The organism is Williamsia limnetica (assembly GCF_003217475.1).
In the GTDB taxonomy this organism is placed as follows: Bacteria; Actinomycetota; Actinomycetes; order Mycobacteriales; family Mycobacteriaceae; genus Williamsia; species Williamsia limnetica.
In genome coordinates this window covers 83,679-98,191 of sequence record NZ_QJSP01000016.1, presented here as the reverse complement: position 1 = coordinate 98,191, position 14,513 = coordinate 83,679, and the positions used below count along the sequence as shown (strand labels likewise).

The following is a 14,513-nucleotide window of genomic DNA, read 5'->3' as shown; positions in this document are numbered from 1 at the left end:
ACGCATCATGCATGGCCGCACGGTCGCTTTGAAACGGCGAAGCGCACTGAAACGAAGGGCTGAATCACGCTTTGGTTGGGTTAGCCCACCGGGGTTGTGGTCGGGTGTTTTAGATCTCTGTCACGGTAGCGGTAACTCCGGGGTGCAGGTCGGCAACAATTCTGACTGGGCTTAGATAAGAATCGCGACTAGAGGGAGCGGAAATTTGAAAAACACCGAAAATCAGTGGAGCAGAAAGCCGAAGACGGGACGTGTCGTTGCGGCCGTTGCGTCTAAGAGTCCGGCGGTGGTGACGGCGAAAACGGCCTATAAGACAGGAAGGGCTACGGCGACGGTGTTGCCGAAATTGATCGGTTTCGGAATCGCGGGAACAGGGCTGGCGCATCTTGTTCTTCCGCAGGCTTTCGAATCGATCACCAAGCTTGCATTTCCCGAGAACACGCGTGAATGGATTTATGCGAACGGTGCAAGCGAGACCATGATCGGCCTGGCCATCTCAAACAGCCCGACCCGCGTTTGCGGTTTGGTCGGGTTGGCCGCATACGTTGGTTTCCTCGGCAGTCGAATCGTCCGAGCCTGAAAGTGACCGCGCGGACTACACTGCTTGAGCAGGCAGTGAAGTATCTACTTGTCAAGCTTCGCTGTTTCCGCTCATAAATTTTCGACCGTCGCGGTTGCAGTTCTACCGGGGCGAGGGTCTGCTATGTGGTGTTGGCCCGGCGTGTCCGCTGGCTCTGTATTCCCGCCGCCGGCCTCTCCGGGTCCACTATGCTGCCGGGTACGCTGTTCGCCGTATCAAACGCTCGCCGTCCCTGGGCTGCACGATCGACTGACAACAATCACCCCGGGCCCGTGACGCGCGGCCACTGATTACGGATAGTTCGGCGATTGGCTGATTGCAAACGCGGTCAGTTCACTTCGAGGCGGGACGCGAAACCGGGATGGCTGAACGGCAGATCAGGTGAGAAGGCAACGCCTACTGTTGCGCCTGCGCCGTTGATAATTCCCCACGTCGTCTCCGATAGGTGTGCGGCGAAATAGCTGTCGTTGACCCCTTGCTCACGACCGCTGTCAATCCACCACTGAGTCGCAGATAGCCCAGCACCCAGGATGGACGCCACTGCCAAGGGAATGATCGAGGCATCTGAGTGAATACGTTGCAGACTCTCAGTGAACCGATCGGCGACGACCTCCATCACCGACCTCAACTGGTCAGCAACTCCACCATTTCCCGATCCGGAGTACTGAAACAAGTGATTCGCCATAAGGAACCTGACGACCACGGGGTGTTTCCCAACCAGCGCGACGTAGGACTGGACCGACGAGCGAATCATATCGTCAACAGACGCATGATCTTGCTCAACAAAGATTGTGACTTGCGCCGACTCCCACATCAACGCACCGAGCTTCGCCGCCACTGCCCCGTTTAGACCCGCTTTGTCGCCGAAGTAGCGGTACAGCTTCGGTTTAGACACGCCTGCCTCCGCAGCAATGTCGTCCATGCTCACGCCTACGCCATGGCGGTCGATGGCCCGTATGGCCGCATCGACCAACTCCGCTCGTATTGCGACGCGATGGTCATCCCACCGGGTGCTGCGGGCATCACGCACCCGACGCTGTACCTGAGATGGCGCGGAGGAAACGCGGCGGACGACTGACATTGTGGAAACTATCCTACTGGAAGCCCGCAAGCTATCAGCGGCCATGTGCGTGACCCCGTAGGCATCGATACTTCGCTGTCAACGTTCTACGGTCGCTGCGTCCAATCGCGCCGCCGCTTCGTTGAAATCTTTCGGTGCCTCCATGTTGATCATGTGACCGATCTGCGGCAACGCCACTAGATCATGCAACCGACCGCGCTGCTGCAGCCGTTCGGCGAGATCAGTGGAATGAACCTCAGGTGTCAACTTGTCGGCAGAACCCACGATCACCGTCGTCGGCACCGCAAGTGAGTCGACTCCTTTGCTGACGTCGATGGAGGCCAGGACCTTTCCCCACATTCCCCGCACCGCAGGTGGGCAACGCAATAGTATGCCGGAACACTCCGCTATAACGTCGGCCGACGCGTGCGGACCCATCGTCCCGTATTTTACCAACCGTCGGTTGAAACGAGTGTCAAGCATCTCCGGTCCCGCGATGGCGAGCCCAGCCGCGAAGGCCCGTTCCAGTGTGGCGCGGAATCGACGTGGCGACCTTATTAACGTCGATCGGCTAACCAACTGGGAGGGGCCAGTGCTCGCCAACACGGCACCGCGCGATAGGGGGAGCACAGAGTCCGGGTGCTCGGCAGCCCAACCCATGATGGACATCCCGCCCATACTGTGACCGATCACCAAGGCCTTACGACTCGACGTGACGACCGCGCGCAAGACAGCCTCAAGGTCGTCGCCGAGCAACGACGAAGAGAATTGGGAGTGCCCCCGGTCGCTCCAGCCATGTCCGCGTTGGTCGTACACCACCACACGGTGTGTGCTGGCGAAGTGTTCGATCTGAGGTCGCCAGAACCGGCCCTGGCAAGCCCACCCGTGGCTAAACACCATTAGTGGCGCATCATCACCCAGCCCGTACTCCTCGACAAACAACCTCGTGCCGTCACTCGAGAGAACCTCCCGCGATCGCGCCGGCAATAGGCCAGCTCCCGGACAGTCAGAGATCATCGAAGCTCACCGTCACAGCGTCGGTGAGCGGAAGTGCCTGGCACGCGAGTCGCTCACCGTCCTCAATGTCGTCGTTGACGAGGATGTTGTTCTGCGCCATCTCGACATCGCCCTCGATGAGCTTGCACACACACGCGCTGCACGCGCCCTCTCGACACGAGTACGGGGCGTTGTGCCCTCGTGAGAGCAGCACATCGAGCAGCGGTGTGTTACGTGGCCATTCCGTGGTGATGCACTCTCCGTTGAGGTAAACCGTAGCCGTAGCTACACCCTCGTCGTCGCTGAGTCGACGCAGTGTGGCGGTGTCAAACGGGTCACCCGCCAGTGACTGGAACACCTCCCGATGTACATCCGAATGGTCCACTCCACAGGCGGCGGCAGACCTTTCCACCAGATCCATGAATGGGGAAGGACCGCAGGTGAAGATCGACGACCCCTTGTGATCTCGAATAATCTTCTCGACAGCCACCGATGTGGGGAGCCCGTTCTCGGACTGAAGCCAGTAGACCAAGGTGAACCGCTCGGGGAATTCGGATTCGATCTGCTGAAGCTGGCGCTCGTACATGACCGAATCGGCGTCACGGTTCGCGTAGAATAAGACGACTTCTCCACTGCCCGATACCAGTGCTGACTTCACCAGCGACAGGACCGGCGTGATGCCACTTCCGCCGGCGAAGAAGAGCAAGTCAACGTCGAGGCTCTTAGCGGTGAACTTTCCCGATGGCGTAAGTACGGTCACCTCCATGCCGACGGAGACGTTGTCACACAACCAGTTCGACGCATATCCCCCGGCGGTGCGCTTCACCCCGATCTCAAGGCGAAAGTCATCGACATGGGGCGAACTGCTCAGCGAATAGCATCGTGCGACGTGGCCCGTCTGGTCCGACGGAATTTTCAGCGTAATGAACTGACCGGGTAGATGCTTGAAATCGTCGACAATCTCGTCAGGCACTTCGAACGCGATGCTGACGGAGTCCTTGGTCTCCTGCACGACCTCCGACACGGTCAGCGTCCGCGATCGCGCGGTCGCGGCCGGCCGATTTTCCTGCTCGACGGTCATTTGATAATCCCCCGCTTTCGGGCCAATGCGTAGCCCGCACGTGAAACAGGCGCAGAGATGTCCTGGTAGCGCGGTCCCACAACGCGCGCGACAAAGTCGAAGCCCCGTGCGTCTGCGCCGATCAGCACTCGAGGCTTCTTCTTGTCCATTCCCTTGAGGATGGTGGACGCCGCTTTCTCCGGAGTGGTCCGGGCAATGTTGTTGAACATTGTGGCAATGGTGGCGGTATCTGCCCCCATATCGGATACACCCCGAGCGTTATTGACGATATTGGTTTTGACACCGCCGGGGTGAACGCATGTCACTGTGACCGGATGCCGACTGATCTTCATCTCTTGGCGAAGCGCTTCGGTGAAGCCACGCACACCGAACTTGGCGGCGTTGTAGGCACTCTGACTGGGAATACCGACCAGGCCGAAGACGCTGGAAGTGTTGACCAGATGACCATCACCGGAGGCGATGAGATAGGGCAGGAAGGCCTTCGTCCCATTGACGACACCGCCGAAATTGATACCCATCAGCCAGTCAAAGTCCTCCCAAGACATGTCAACAACGTCGGCGCCGAGGGCGACGCCGGCGTTGTTGAACACCATGTTCACGCACCCGAAAGATGACTGGACGCTCTCGGCGTAATCCTGGAAGGCAGCACGATCTGCCACGTCCAACACGGCGGTCTCGACTTTCGCCCAATGTGCGGTAGGGCACATAGCCGCCGTCTCCGCGAGATGTACCTCGTCGACGTCGGACAAGGAAAGGCTGGCCCCGCGTGCGGCCAGTTGAAGCGCAAGGGACCGGCCGATCCCTGAAGCGGCTCCCGTGACGACTGCGACCTGGTTCGCATAGTTATCTGTTGTCGAACTACTCACTGTTGAATACTCACACTTCTCGATGACCTACGGCTGGGTTGTCAGGCGATCTCGTACTCGGCGGGCTTGAAGTCCTTCGTCGCTCGCCAGTACTGCCAGGTGAACCCGGGCCACACCGTACGGTTGACACCCTGCGAGTCCAGATACCAGCTCGTACACCCGCCGTTGGTCCATACCCCCTTGGCGAGCTTGTGCTGAATGTTCTTGTTGAAGTGTTCTTGAACCTCGGGCCGCACATCAACGCGCTGCGCTCCGCGACTGTCGACGGCGTCGATGGCCTTCATGATGTACTTGATCTGCTGCTCGATCATGAATACGACAGAGTTGTGCCCAAGACCTGTGTTGGGCCCGAGCAGGAAGAACAGGTTCGGGAAGCCCTCGGTGGTGATGCCGAGGTGGGTGTTGATACCCGTCCGGTGCCAGTGCGACGGCAAGTCTTCGCCTCGGGCGCCCTTGAGCGCGAGTTGATCGAACCCGTCCGTGACATGGAACCCTGTGGCGTAAATGATCACATCTACAGGATGTGACACGCCGTCAGCGGTGACGATAGAATTCGCAGTGACCTTTTCAATCCGATCACTGATCACTGTCGTGTTGGGCGCGGCGAGTGCAGGGTAGTAGTCGTTCGATCCCAGGATGCGTTTGCATCCGATGCGGTAGGACGGCATCAGCTTTCTGCGTAGTTCGGGGTCGGCGATAGAACGCTCGATGTTCCATTTCGCCACCTTTTCGATTGGTCGCATAAGGTTGGAGTGGCCGTTGAGCCCGAAGGCCAGGCTCTCTGCGCCCCAGTAGACCGACCACCGAGCGAGGCGGCGAGTAACAGGAATCTTGCTGAGCAGGGTCCGAAGTGCAGTCGGCACTGCGAAGTTCTTGCGTGGAAGTACCCACGCCGGGGTTCGCTGGAAGACCGTGAGTGTGCTGGCCTCCTTCTGTACGAACGGCACAAACTGAATCGCGCTGGCACCGGTGCCAATGACGGCCACCCGCTTGCCCTGAAGATCAACCGTGTGATCCCACTTTGCCGAATGGAATGCCAGGCCGGTGAAATCGTCAATCCCAAGGATATTCGGATAGTTCGGGATGTGCAGAGCGCCGACACCGGACACGACGAATTGTGCGATGTACTCTCGGCCCGACTCGGTACGCAGGTGCCACCGCGATTCGAACTCACTCCAGTATCCGGAGACCAATTTCTGCCCAAAATGGATCTTCTGAGTGACACCGCGCTTGTTGGAGATCTCTTTCAGGTACTGCTCGATTTCGGGCTGCGAAGACCACACCTTCGACCAACTACCGCGGCTCTCGAACGAGTAGGAGTACATCAGTGACGGCACGTCGCATGCGCATCCTGGATAGGTGTTGTCGCGCCAGGTTCCACCGACAGAATCGGCCTTTTCCAGCACGATGAAGTCGCTGTAGCCGCGCCGGCGGAGCTGCACGGCCATACCGAGGCCAGAAAATCCGCTGCCGATGATGAGTACTTTGGTAATTATGGGCTCGGCTATTCCCGGGTCTATCGCCGTGGCGGCGCGCGCCGCGCGCTTGGTGTTGGAGGACGGCATTGAGTGAAAAACTCCCTGATCAAATACAGCAGACGGACCTGCACGCGCCGGGGACGCGTCGCAGGTGTGAGAATGTCATCCACCCGAGCCCGCGAACGGAGACATCCGAACGTGGGGTCGAGGGTTGGCTAGTGGCCGAGGGGGCCAGGCTGAGGGTGTTAGCGCAGATCGTCGGGCAGGCTGCGCGTTGCGCGCCACATCGCCATCGTGAATTTCCCCTCCATCATCCCGGCCTCGTGGAAGAACCGAATCATAGGCTCGGACATAAACTGCAAGTTGACGCGGTAGTTCGGGCTCGTCTGCTGCGCCCACAGCCCGCGCATACGGCTGATTCCGACAGCGGGGTACACCTTCGGATTGATGAGCAACGGGTACGCAAAGTTCGCAATGGCCGCCAGCGTGCCTCGATGCCAAGCGCGCGAGATGCGTCCGCGACGCTGCATCCCCTCCACCATTTCCAGCCGCGCGAAGGTGATGTGGCGGGCCTCTTCGAGAACGTGGATCTTCATGAGCTGGCGCAGCTGCGGCTGCATTTTCGGGTCATTCATCGCCTCACGCTGAGCGCGGTCGAGTATCTCTTCGATGAGCAATGTCGCGCCGGATACAGACGGGCCGAGAGGCACAAAATGCAGAATCTTCGCGAAGCCCAAGAACCCCTTCGGCAACTTGTACGGCGCCAGTCCCGTCTTGTTGATCAACCGGGCAAACATCGTCGAGTGACGTGCCTCGTCGCCGATCTCGTTAAGGGCGTAGAGGGCCCTTTGATCTGTCAGGGCACCTTTGGCAGACATTCGGAGCAGCGCTGAGCTGAGCAGATTCTCTGCGTAGATACCGAAGCTGAGAATGCTGACAATTTCATGGCGCCCGAGTTCCACCTTCTTCTCATCGCTCATTTTCTCCCACAGCTTGGTGCCGTAGAGCGAGACACGATGCTCGGGCAGGAAGTACTTTCCCTCCTCCCAGGGCGAGTCCCAATCGATGTCGATCTCCGCGTCGTAGAACTTTTCGGCCGCCGCCCGCAGGAGTCGGCCGGCAGACCTTTGCATGTCGACGGGCTTGCGGGCACTGACGCGCGAAACCCCTTCCGTCGAAACGTCGGGGTTGATCTCAACATTCTGAACGGTCATGTGACACCTCCGTTGTGTTCCGGGCCGAGCTGAGTCTCGTCTTTATACCCGATACTCTGGGTACCCGATACTGCTAGTGTCGCTGCCAGTGTGTTCTTTTGTCAACGCTTGATGTAAAGAAAGTGAGCTTTACGTGTCTGACGACCACGACCTGGACTACTCCGGCGAGGGCACCTTGGTGTGCCGCGGCAAGGAGATTGCTGTCGGGGTGAAAATCAAAGGTTATTTCCAGCCCCTCAACGGCTTCTACACCTGGTACGGCAGGATCGACAAAAATGATGCGCTCGGCACGCTCCTCGCGGGCAGGCGCACGGTTGCTGTCTTCGTGACACCAGAGGGCCGCGCCGAGTGCGTCGTGGGCGATCCTGATTTCTGGGACCGCTATCGCATTACGGGCACGAGCAGGCCGCCGTACCACATCCCCACCACGCTCGAAGACGTGGAGTCGATAGCAGAGAGTGAACATCACAGCTGACCGACCCGCGCGGAGCCGCCTGTGGGGCGTTCCCCCACATCCAATGAGTCCGAGAGGAAGTTCGTACGTGGCCAGGTCGTCGATCGTTCACAACCGTCCATCAAGGCGTTCTGCCGGAACCGGTGAGTACAGCGCTCAACTGGAAAAGGTCGCCTGGTTCACGCTGCGGCGCAAGGGATTCGTGGCGTCGGTCTGGGTCGTGGTTGCGGTCGGCTTAGCGGTGCTATTCCCGCAGCTGGAGTCCGTGATCCGACAGCAGTCGGTGGACCCGATACCCGCGGGCGTACCGTCATTTCAGACGCTCGACCGGATGGGTGAGGCGTTCAATGAGAAGGGGGCCAAGACCACCGTCTTCGTCGCCATGGAGAACGACAGGGGTTTCTCGGACGCCACCCGCGCCAAGTATGACGAATTGGTGACCGCACTGCGTGCGGACACGGAACACGTCATCGCAGTCCGCGATCTGCTCGGCGACCCACTTACGGAGAGTCAGGCGCTGAGCAAAGACAGGAAGGCGTGGTATCTGCCTATCGGTGTCACGGGGACGTTGGGCGGACCGGACGCTGCCGACGCCGTGGAAGCGGTCCGTGACACCGCGAACGAGATCTTTGATGGTACCGACACAATTGTTCGGGTGACCGGTCCACCTGCCACGTTCACCGACCAGCTCGCGGTCGGTGAGTCCGATCTGGTCGTGATCACGATCGCCACGGTGCTGTTGATCGCCGGGATCCTGCTGGTCGTCTACCGATCGGTCTTCACCGCTCTCATGCCGCTGCTGGTGGTCGGCATGAGCCTGGCAGTGGGCCGCGGGGTGCTCTCGGGTCTGGGCGAATTGGGCATGCCCGTGTCTCAATTCACCTCGATGTTCATGACGGTAATTATCTTCGGCGCCGGAGTCGACTACTCCGTATTCCTTATAAGCCGGTATCACGAGGGCATCCGGGCAGGCGATGCCCCTGACGTGGCCATTGCGAACGCCACAGCAACGATCGGTCGCGTGGTGCTCGCGTCCGCAGCCACAGTTGCCTTTGCTTTCTTAGCGATGGCGTTCGCCAAGCTCAGCGTGTTCAACACGCTCGGCCCGGCGTGCGCGATCTCTATCGCCTTTGGCTTCCTGGCAACCGTCACTTTGCTGCCCCCCGTGCTGTCGTTCGCGGCGAAGCGTGGTGCGGGGCTACCTCGTCGTGACCTCACCAGGCGGTACTGGCATCGGGTGGGAACGGGGGTGATCCGGCGTCCGGTCCCGCTGCTCGCGGTGAGTCTGGTGGCACTGATCGCTCTCGGCCTTATCGCGACCACCATGACAATCACCTATGACGATCGGGAAGGTCAGCCGTCGGATACCGGAAGCAACGAGGGATACGCGCTGCTGAACCGGCATTTTCCCAAAGACACCATCATCTCCGAGTTCCTTCTGGTGGAGTCGAACAAAGACATGCGCACCGGCCAGGGACTGGCCGATCTTGAACAGATGGCGTCGCGCGTCGCGCAGACGCCCGGTGTCACCCGCGTCATCGGGGTGACTCGCCCGACGGGCGAGAAGCTTGAGCAGGCTGAGTTGTCATGGCAGAACGACCAGATCGGTAGTGGTATCACCGAACAGACCGGTGACGCACAGTCGCGGAAGGGCGAACTGGAGCTACTGAGGACCGGGTCCTCACAACTCGCCGACGGTCTTGCTTTGCTGAACGAACAAATCACCACCAACCTCGCGCCGCTGTCGGGGTTGCTCGAGCAGGCTTCGTCGGCCGGCGAGGAACTCAGCCAGTATCGTCCGCTCGTCGATCAGCTGGCTGCTGCGGCGCCCGCACTCGATGAGTTCTCCCAACAAGCTCCTGAACTGTCTCGAGTGGCACGACAGGCACAGTCGGCTGCCGACTCCGTCGCACCTGCGTTGAGTGCACTCGATGCTCCCTGGTGCGTTCAGATCCCGCAGTGTTCGGCCTTGCAGGCACAGACCTCGGACATCCGCGCATTGGCCGACAACCAGTCCCTCGGTCGTTTCGCGGACTTCGCTACCCAGCTCGGTGGAGTTGAGGGCCCGGAAACGGCGGACCTCGCGCAGTTGCAGAGTTCATTGAACGTCCTCGACTCCGCGCTGCAGACGATCAACGGCCAGGACCTCGGCAGTCGGTTGTCACAGCTCCAGACGGGCGTCCGAGCGCTCGCCGACGGGGCCCGACAGCTGTCCGGCGGTGTGAGCGCATTGGTGGACAGCAACCTGCAACTGCTGGCGGGCCTGTCTCAAGTGGCCGCCCAGCTACGCGCGCCCGCCCGGGACATCGGCAACTCTGACTCGGCAACGGGGTTCTACCTACCCGCCGACGCGTTCAAGGATCAACAGTTCAGCCAAGTGGCGCGCCAGTTCATCTCGCCGGATGGCAAGACTGCTCGCTTTGTAGTGCAGACCGCCTACGATCCGTATACCGCGGATGCTATGACGTTGGCGAACAGTCTGTCGAAGGTGGCCGAGGACGCCATGCCGAACACCACGCTGCAGGGTGCGCGCGCATCTGTCGCCGGGTTCCCGGCGATCAACGCCGACATCCAACGACTTCTGGCGTACGATTTCAAGTTACTCGGATTCGGAACGCTCCTGATAGTCGGCTTGATCCTAATGCTCTTACTCAGGGCGATCGTCGCACCGATCTATCTACTGGCCACCGTTGTACTCAACTACGCAGCCGCTCTGGGCATCGGTGTCCTTGTCCTCCAACACATTTTCGGCAATGAAATAGCGTGGCCCGTCCCGCTGGTGTCCTTTATCGTCCTGGTTGCAGTGGGGGCCGACTACAACATGCTGTTGGTTTCCCGGCTCAGAGAGGAATCGACGGCCAATGTCCGGCTCGGAGTTCTACGCACCGTCGCATACACCGGCTCGGTCATCACCTCGGCCGGTTTGATTTTCGCGGCGAGCATGTTCGGACTCATGCTGGGATCGATCGACGTGATGGTGCAGATCGGCTTTATCATCGGTATCGGGTTACTCCTGGACACCTTTCTCGTTCGCACTATTGTCGTCCCTGCGCTGGCAGCATTGCTCGGTGAGGCGAGCTGGTGGCCAGGGCGGCTGCACCGCGCGGCCGTGAGCCGGGATTCCACCGAGGTAGGACCCTATGCCAGAGGACCTTTGACGACGTCTAATCGCTGATGGCGGGGTGAATCTACATCAGGCGCGCGAGGGTTGACAGGAACTCTCGGTTCCTGCTGTGAAACGGCCCCACGATCAATTGCCCATTCGCGCTAACGCTTTCGCTACACCCCGTGCTGTGGTGCTCGGTCGCAGTGTGAGTCATCGCTGCGGACTGCCTGGCCTGAGCACTTCTGAGAGCATCAGCCGAGGCGGTGAACACCAGACGGCGGCGGTTCAGCGAACCGCCGCCGTCAGCGAGAATGTGTTCAGTTCGGCACGACGACGAGATCCCCGTCGGCATGTTGGGCACGCAAAGCTCTTTTGTCGAACTTGCCCACGCTGGTGCGTGGCACCTGGTCCACGAACGCCCAGTTCTTGGGAATCCACCAACGAGGGATCTCGGCGGGGCAATTCTCGAGGAACCACTGGCCGAGTTGATCGGCGGTAACGTCGCTGCCGTGCGTCCGGACGACCACGGCTAGGGCCGTCTCCTGCCATCGCTCGTGGGGGATAGCGATCACGGCAGCCTCGGCCACCTGAGGATGGCCCATTATGGTGTTCTCGAGCTCCACCGATGAGACCCACTCGCCACCGGACTTGATGACGTCCTTCGTTCGATCGGTGAGCGTCAGATAGCCGTCCGGGCTGATGTGGCCAACATCGCCAGTCCGCAGCCAGCCGTCACGGAACTTGTCGCTGTCTTCGTCCATATTGTAATAGCCACCGGTGATCCACGGCCCCCTCACTTCCAGTTCCCCCACGGACCTGTCGTCACGTGGAACCGGCATACCGGCCTCGTCGGTGAGACGCATCTCGACGCCACAGATGGCACGGCCCTGACGCTTGCGATACGTCATATCGGATTCCGGTGCGACACCGGCCGGTGGTCGACTCACCGCGGCGAGTGGCGAGGTTTCCGTCATCCCCCACGCTTGGATAATCGGGACGCCGAACCTGTCCGCGAATCCCTCGATCAACGACTGCGGCACCGCCGCACCCCCGCAGGCGACCAGACTGATCGACGACAGATCCACATCGGGATGCGATGACCCAAACTGCAACAGATCGTTCCAGATGGTCGGAACGGCACCCGCTTTCGTGGGCCGATGTGTCTGAATCATGTCCGCCAGAGGCGCCGCCTGCAGGAATCGGTCGGGCAGAAGCAAGTCGGCACCCGCCATAAGGGCCGCATAGGGAAGACCCCAGGCACTGGCGTGGAACATCGGCACCACCGGCAGGACTCGGTCACCCTCCTCCACGGCGAGCGCATTGCCGGTACAGGCTGCCATCGAGTGAAGGAACACCGAACGGTGGCTGTAGACAACCCCCTTGGGGTCTCCCGTGGTTCCGCTGGTGTAGCACATAGCCGCCGCCGATCTCTCATCGGGTTCTGCCCACGGAAAGGCCGGGGACTCCGCAGCGAGCGCGTCCTCATAACGAATGATTTCGACGCCGTTGCCCTCCAGCGCCGACACCTCCCCATCGCCGGCGACGAACACGACACGTACGGTCGACAGGCCCGGCAGCAACGGCGCCAACAACGGCACCAGCGAACTATCCGTAATGATGACCCGGTCCTCAGCGTGATTCGCGATGAACGACAGTTGGGACGCAGACAACCGCAGATTCAGGGTATGCAGGACGGCACCCATGGCGGGAACCGCAGCGTACGCCTCTAGGTGCTCCTGATTGTTCCACAGCAAAGTAGCTACACGGTCATCGTCGCCCACACCGGCACGACGCAGAGCATTGGCCAGCTGACCGCAGCGTTCCTCAAGGGGCCCGTAAGTCGTGGTTCGAGCCGGTTCGGCGCCGCCGTAGGTGATCACCTGCCTTCCGGCGTGATTCGTCGCGACGTGGCGAAGGATCGACGACACCGTCAAAGGTACGTCCTGCATCGTGCTCTTCATGAATACTCCTTCTGCGGCACAGCCGCCTTATTCTGCTGGGCCATAGTCCTGGATCTGCCAGCCCCCAGCCGTTTTCGACACGATCACCTTTAACAACGTCGGCAGTTCACTCGGTTGTGGGTTCTGCACGTTCTGCGTCTTCTGGCTCGCGAAGACCATCACCGTGTACTCGCCGTCGGTGTCCCCGGTGACGCTGGTGGCCAGAACGCGTCCCGACGCTTGCACCTGGGCCTGCTGCATGATCTGCGTCAGCGTCGGTCGAACCTCGTCGTAGCGCTTAGTGAGCGCCTCATCTGCGTTCTCCTTGACCGCCGCGAAAAAGGCGTCGGTGTTCTGATAGCTGTAGGTCAGGGACTTGGTCGTGTAATCCGAGGCGGCCTCCGCCGCCGCAGCCCGTTGTGCGGCGTCGTTTTCCAATACCGACTTCGCGTCGTCGGCCTCGAGGTAGAGGTAGGCGAACACGCCGACGAGCACAGCGAGCACAGCGATCACGGCCGAAACGACCACGGCAGCACGTGATCGCGGCCATACTGACCAGCGACGCCCACTCGGCGAGGGGGGGTCGACGTCGCTGTCGTCAACCCCCGTCGCGGCTACGGAAGCGGTTTTGGCGTTTTCGTCTACCAGCAGATCGCCATCCGTCGCTGGTGCCACACCGCCCTCGACCTCAGTGGCCTCAGTAGGCGGTCTGGTCTGCTCGTCATTTGTCATCTGGGGACCTTCTGTGTAATTGCGGTGACAGTCGCTTGCGGACAAGCCGTCATCTTGGTGATTGCGACACGGTGATGGGGACCTCGGCGCGACCTGGTTGCGACGTCGGGAAGGTTCGGGCGAGGAGGTCGCCGATCGATCCGAAGTCGACGTATGTGTCCGCGACCTTCTCTGTCGCCGGTTTCACCGCCCGGGTGATTGTCACCAGATCAGGCTGCAGGATCTGGATATAGCCACTGAGCTTGTCCACAAGCTTCAACACGGGAGGCCACTTGTCGTACGAGGTGGTTGTGAACTCGATGAACGCCCGCTGAATTCGCGCCAATCCGTTCACGGCGTCAGGGGTACGCACAGCTGCCGTACTGAGGACGTCCCCGACATTGGACATGAGGCCGAGCAGGAACTCGGCGTTGTCCGCGGTCACCCGGACGGACCCATCTTTGCCGACGAAATCGACTAGGCGGTGCATCATGTCGCCGATCATGTCGAGGTCTCCCTGCCGTCCTGCGACGGCCTCGGCGACGGTCTTGTTGATGGACTCGACCGAAGCCGGGTCGAGCCCATCTGCCACCGCAGCCATCTTCGGCAACACCTGGGGCACCGATTGCGACACGTGCACCGCCTCAGCGGGCACCACGTCTCCGTTGTCGAAGTACCCGCCGGTGGCCGTGCCCCCGGGCACGAAGTTGATGTACTGTTCCCCCGCGAGCGACAGATTCTGGATCGACATCACGCTGTCCTGGGGGATTCTGTGATCGGAATCGATCGCCATCTCGACCTTAAGTGCCGAATCCACGACGTTGATGGAGGCCACCTTTCCGACGGGTATCCCCCGCACCATCACCGGCGACGTGTCCAGTAGACCGCCTGAGCTGTCGATGAAGGCGGTTAACGAGTACTCGGAGCGGGTGGGGTTGACGCGTGCCACGCCGACGACGAGGTAGCCGAGCCCTACGACGAACACGACGGCCAAAGCCACCATCGATATGAGCGTGCTGCTGCTGCG

At 60.7% G+C, this 14,513-nt stretch carries 13 protein-coding genes; 4 read left to right on the top strand and 9 right to left on the bottom strand.

Features of this window, described 5'->3' with window-relative positions:
* The first annotated feature begins 205 nt into the window (after positions 1-205).
* Complete coding sequence (locus DFR67_RS23560; protein ID WP_342766753.1) at positions 206-580, top strand: hypothetical protein; 375 nt, start codon at positions 206-208, stop codon at positions 578-580.
* A 328-nt stretch (positions 581-908) separates the two neighbouring features.
* Here DFR67_RS23560 and DFR67_RS23555 read toward each other — a convergent pair whose 3' ends face one another.
* On the bottom strand, positions 909-1,502 hold the full coding sequence (locus tag DFR67_RS23555) for a TetR/AcrR family transcriptional regulator (protein WP_425451328.1): 594 nt from the start codon (positions 1,500-1,502) through the stop codon (positions 909-911).
* Positions 1,503-1,517: 15 nt separating this feature from the next.
* On the opposite strand from DFR67_RS23555, the gene DFR67_RS31235 reads away from it, so the two are divergent.
* Positions 1,518-1,658: a hypothetical protein gene (locus DFR67_RS31235; RefSeq protein ID WP_230461868.1), complete on the top strand. Its 141-nt coding sequence runs from the start codon at positions 1,518-1,520 to the stop codon at positions 1,656-1,658.
* An 81-nt stretch (positions 1,659-1,739) separates the two neighbouring features.
* Here DFR67_RS31235 and DFR67_RS23550 read toward each other — a convergent pair whose 3' ends face one another.
* The 5 genes from DFR67_RS23550 to DFR67_RS23530 all read right to left on the bottom strand — a co-directional run bounded on the left by DFR67_RS23550 (position 1,740) and on the right by DFR67_RS23530 (position 7,275).
* Entirely contained in the window at positions 1,740-2,657 is a 918-nt protein-coding gene (locus DFR67_RS23550; RefSeq protein WP_110471922.1) for an alpha/beta fold hydrolase, read from the bottom strand.
* Positions 2,647-3,717: a ferredoxin--NADP reductase gene (locus tag DFR67_RS23545; RefSeq protein WP_110471921.1), complete on the bottom strand. Its 1,071-nt coding sequence runs from the start codon at positions 3,715-3,717 to the stop codon at positions 2,647-2,649. Before DFR67_RS23545 ends, DFR67_RS23550 begins: the two co-directional genes overlap by 11 nt.
* Positions 3,714-4,583, bottom strand: coding sequence for an SDR family NAD(P)-dependent oxidoreductase (locus DFR67_RS23540; RefSeq protein WP_110471920.1), 870 nt, complete (start codon positions 4,581-4,583; stop codon positions 3,714-3,716). Before DFR67_RS23540 ends, DFR67_RS23545 begins: the two co-directional genes overlap by 4 nt.
* A gap of 41 nt (positions 4,584-4,624) precedes the next feature.
* On the bottom strand, positions 4,625-6,148 hold the full coding sequence (locus DFR67_RS23535) for a flavin-containing monooxygenase (protein WP_110471919.1): 1,524 nt from the start codon (positions 6,146-6,148) through the stop codon (positions 4,625-4,627).
* Between the two features lie 158 nt (positions 6,149-6,306).
* Positions 6,307-7,275, bottom strand: coding sequence for an AurF N-oxygenase family protein (locus DFR67_RS23530; protein ID WP_110471918.1), 969 nt, complete (start codon positions 7,273-7,275; stop codon positions 6,307-6,309).
* 133 nt (positions 7,276-7,408) lie between these two features.
* On the opposite strand from DFR67_RS23530, the gene DFR67_RS23525 reads away from it, so the two are divergent.
* Both DFR67_RS23525 and DFR67_RS23520 read left to right on the top strand, forming a co-directional pair.
* Entirely contained in the window at positions 7,409-7,750 is a 342-nt protein-coding gene (locus tag DFR67_RS23525; protein ID WP_110471917.1) for a DUF4873 domain-containing protein, read from the top strand.
* Between the two features lie 43 nt (positions 7,751-7,793).
* Positions 7,794-10,904: an MMPL/RND family transporter gene (locus tag DFR67_RS23520; RefSeq protein WP_425451326.1), complete on the top strand. Its 3,111-nt coding sequence runs from the start codon at positions 7,794-7,796 to the stop codon at positions 10,902-10,904.
* Positions 10,905-11,152: 248 nt separating this feature from the next.
* Here DFR67_RS23520 and DFR67_RS23510 read toward each other — a convergent pair whose 3' ends face one another.
* The 3 genes from DFR67_RS23510 to DFR67_RS23500 form a co-directional block, all read right to left on the bottom strand.
* Positions 11,153-12,796 carry a fatty acid--CoA ligase gene (locus tag DFR67_RS23510; protein ID WP_110471915.1) on the bottom strand — a complete coding sequence of 548 codons (1,644 nt, stop codon included), beginning with the start codon at positions 12,794-12,796 and terminating at the stop codon, positions 11,153-11,155.
* 27 nt (positions 12,797-12,823) lie between these two features.
* The gene (locus DFR67_RS23505) at positions 12,824-13,303 is read right to left on the bottom strand and encodes a hypothetical protein (RefSeq protein WP_110471914.1); all 480 of its coding nucleotides are present in this window, start codon (positions 13,301-13,303) and stop codon (positions 12,824-12,826) included.
* Positions 13,304-13,556: 253 nt separating this feature from the next.
* The gene (locus DFR67_RS23500; RefSeq protein ID WP_110471952.1) at positions 13,557-14,489 is read right to left on the bottom strand and encodes an MlaD family protein; all 933 of its coding nucleotides are present in this window, start codon (positions 14,487-14,489) and stop codon (positions 13,557-13,559) included.
* Positions 14,490-14,513: the final 24 nt, after the last annotated feature.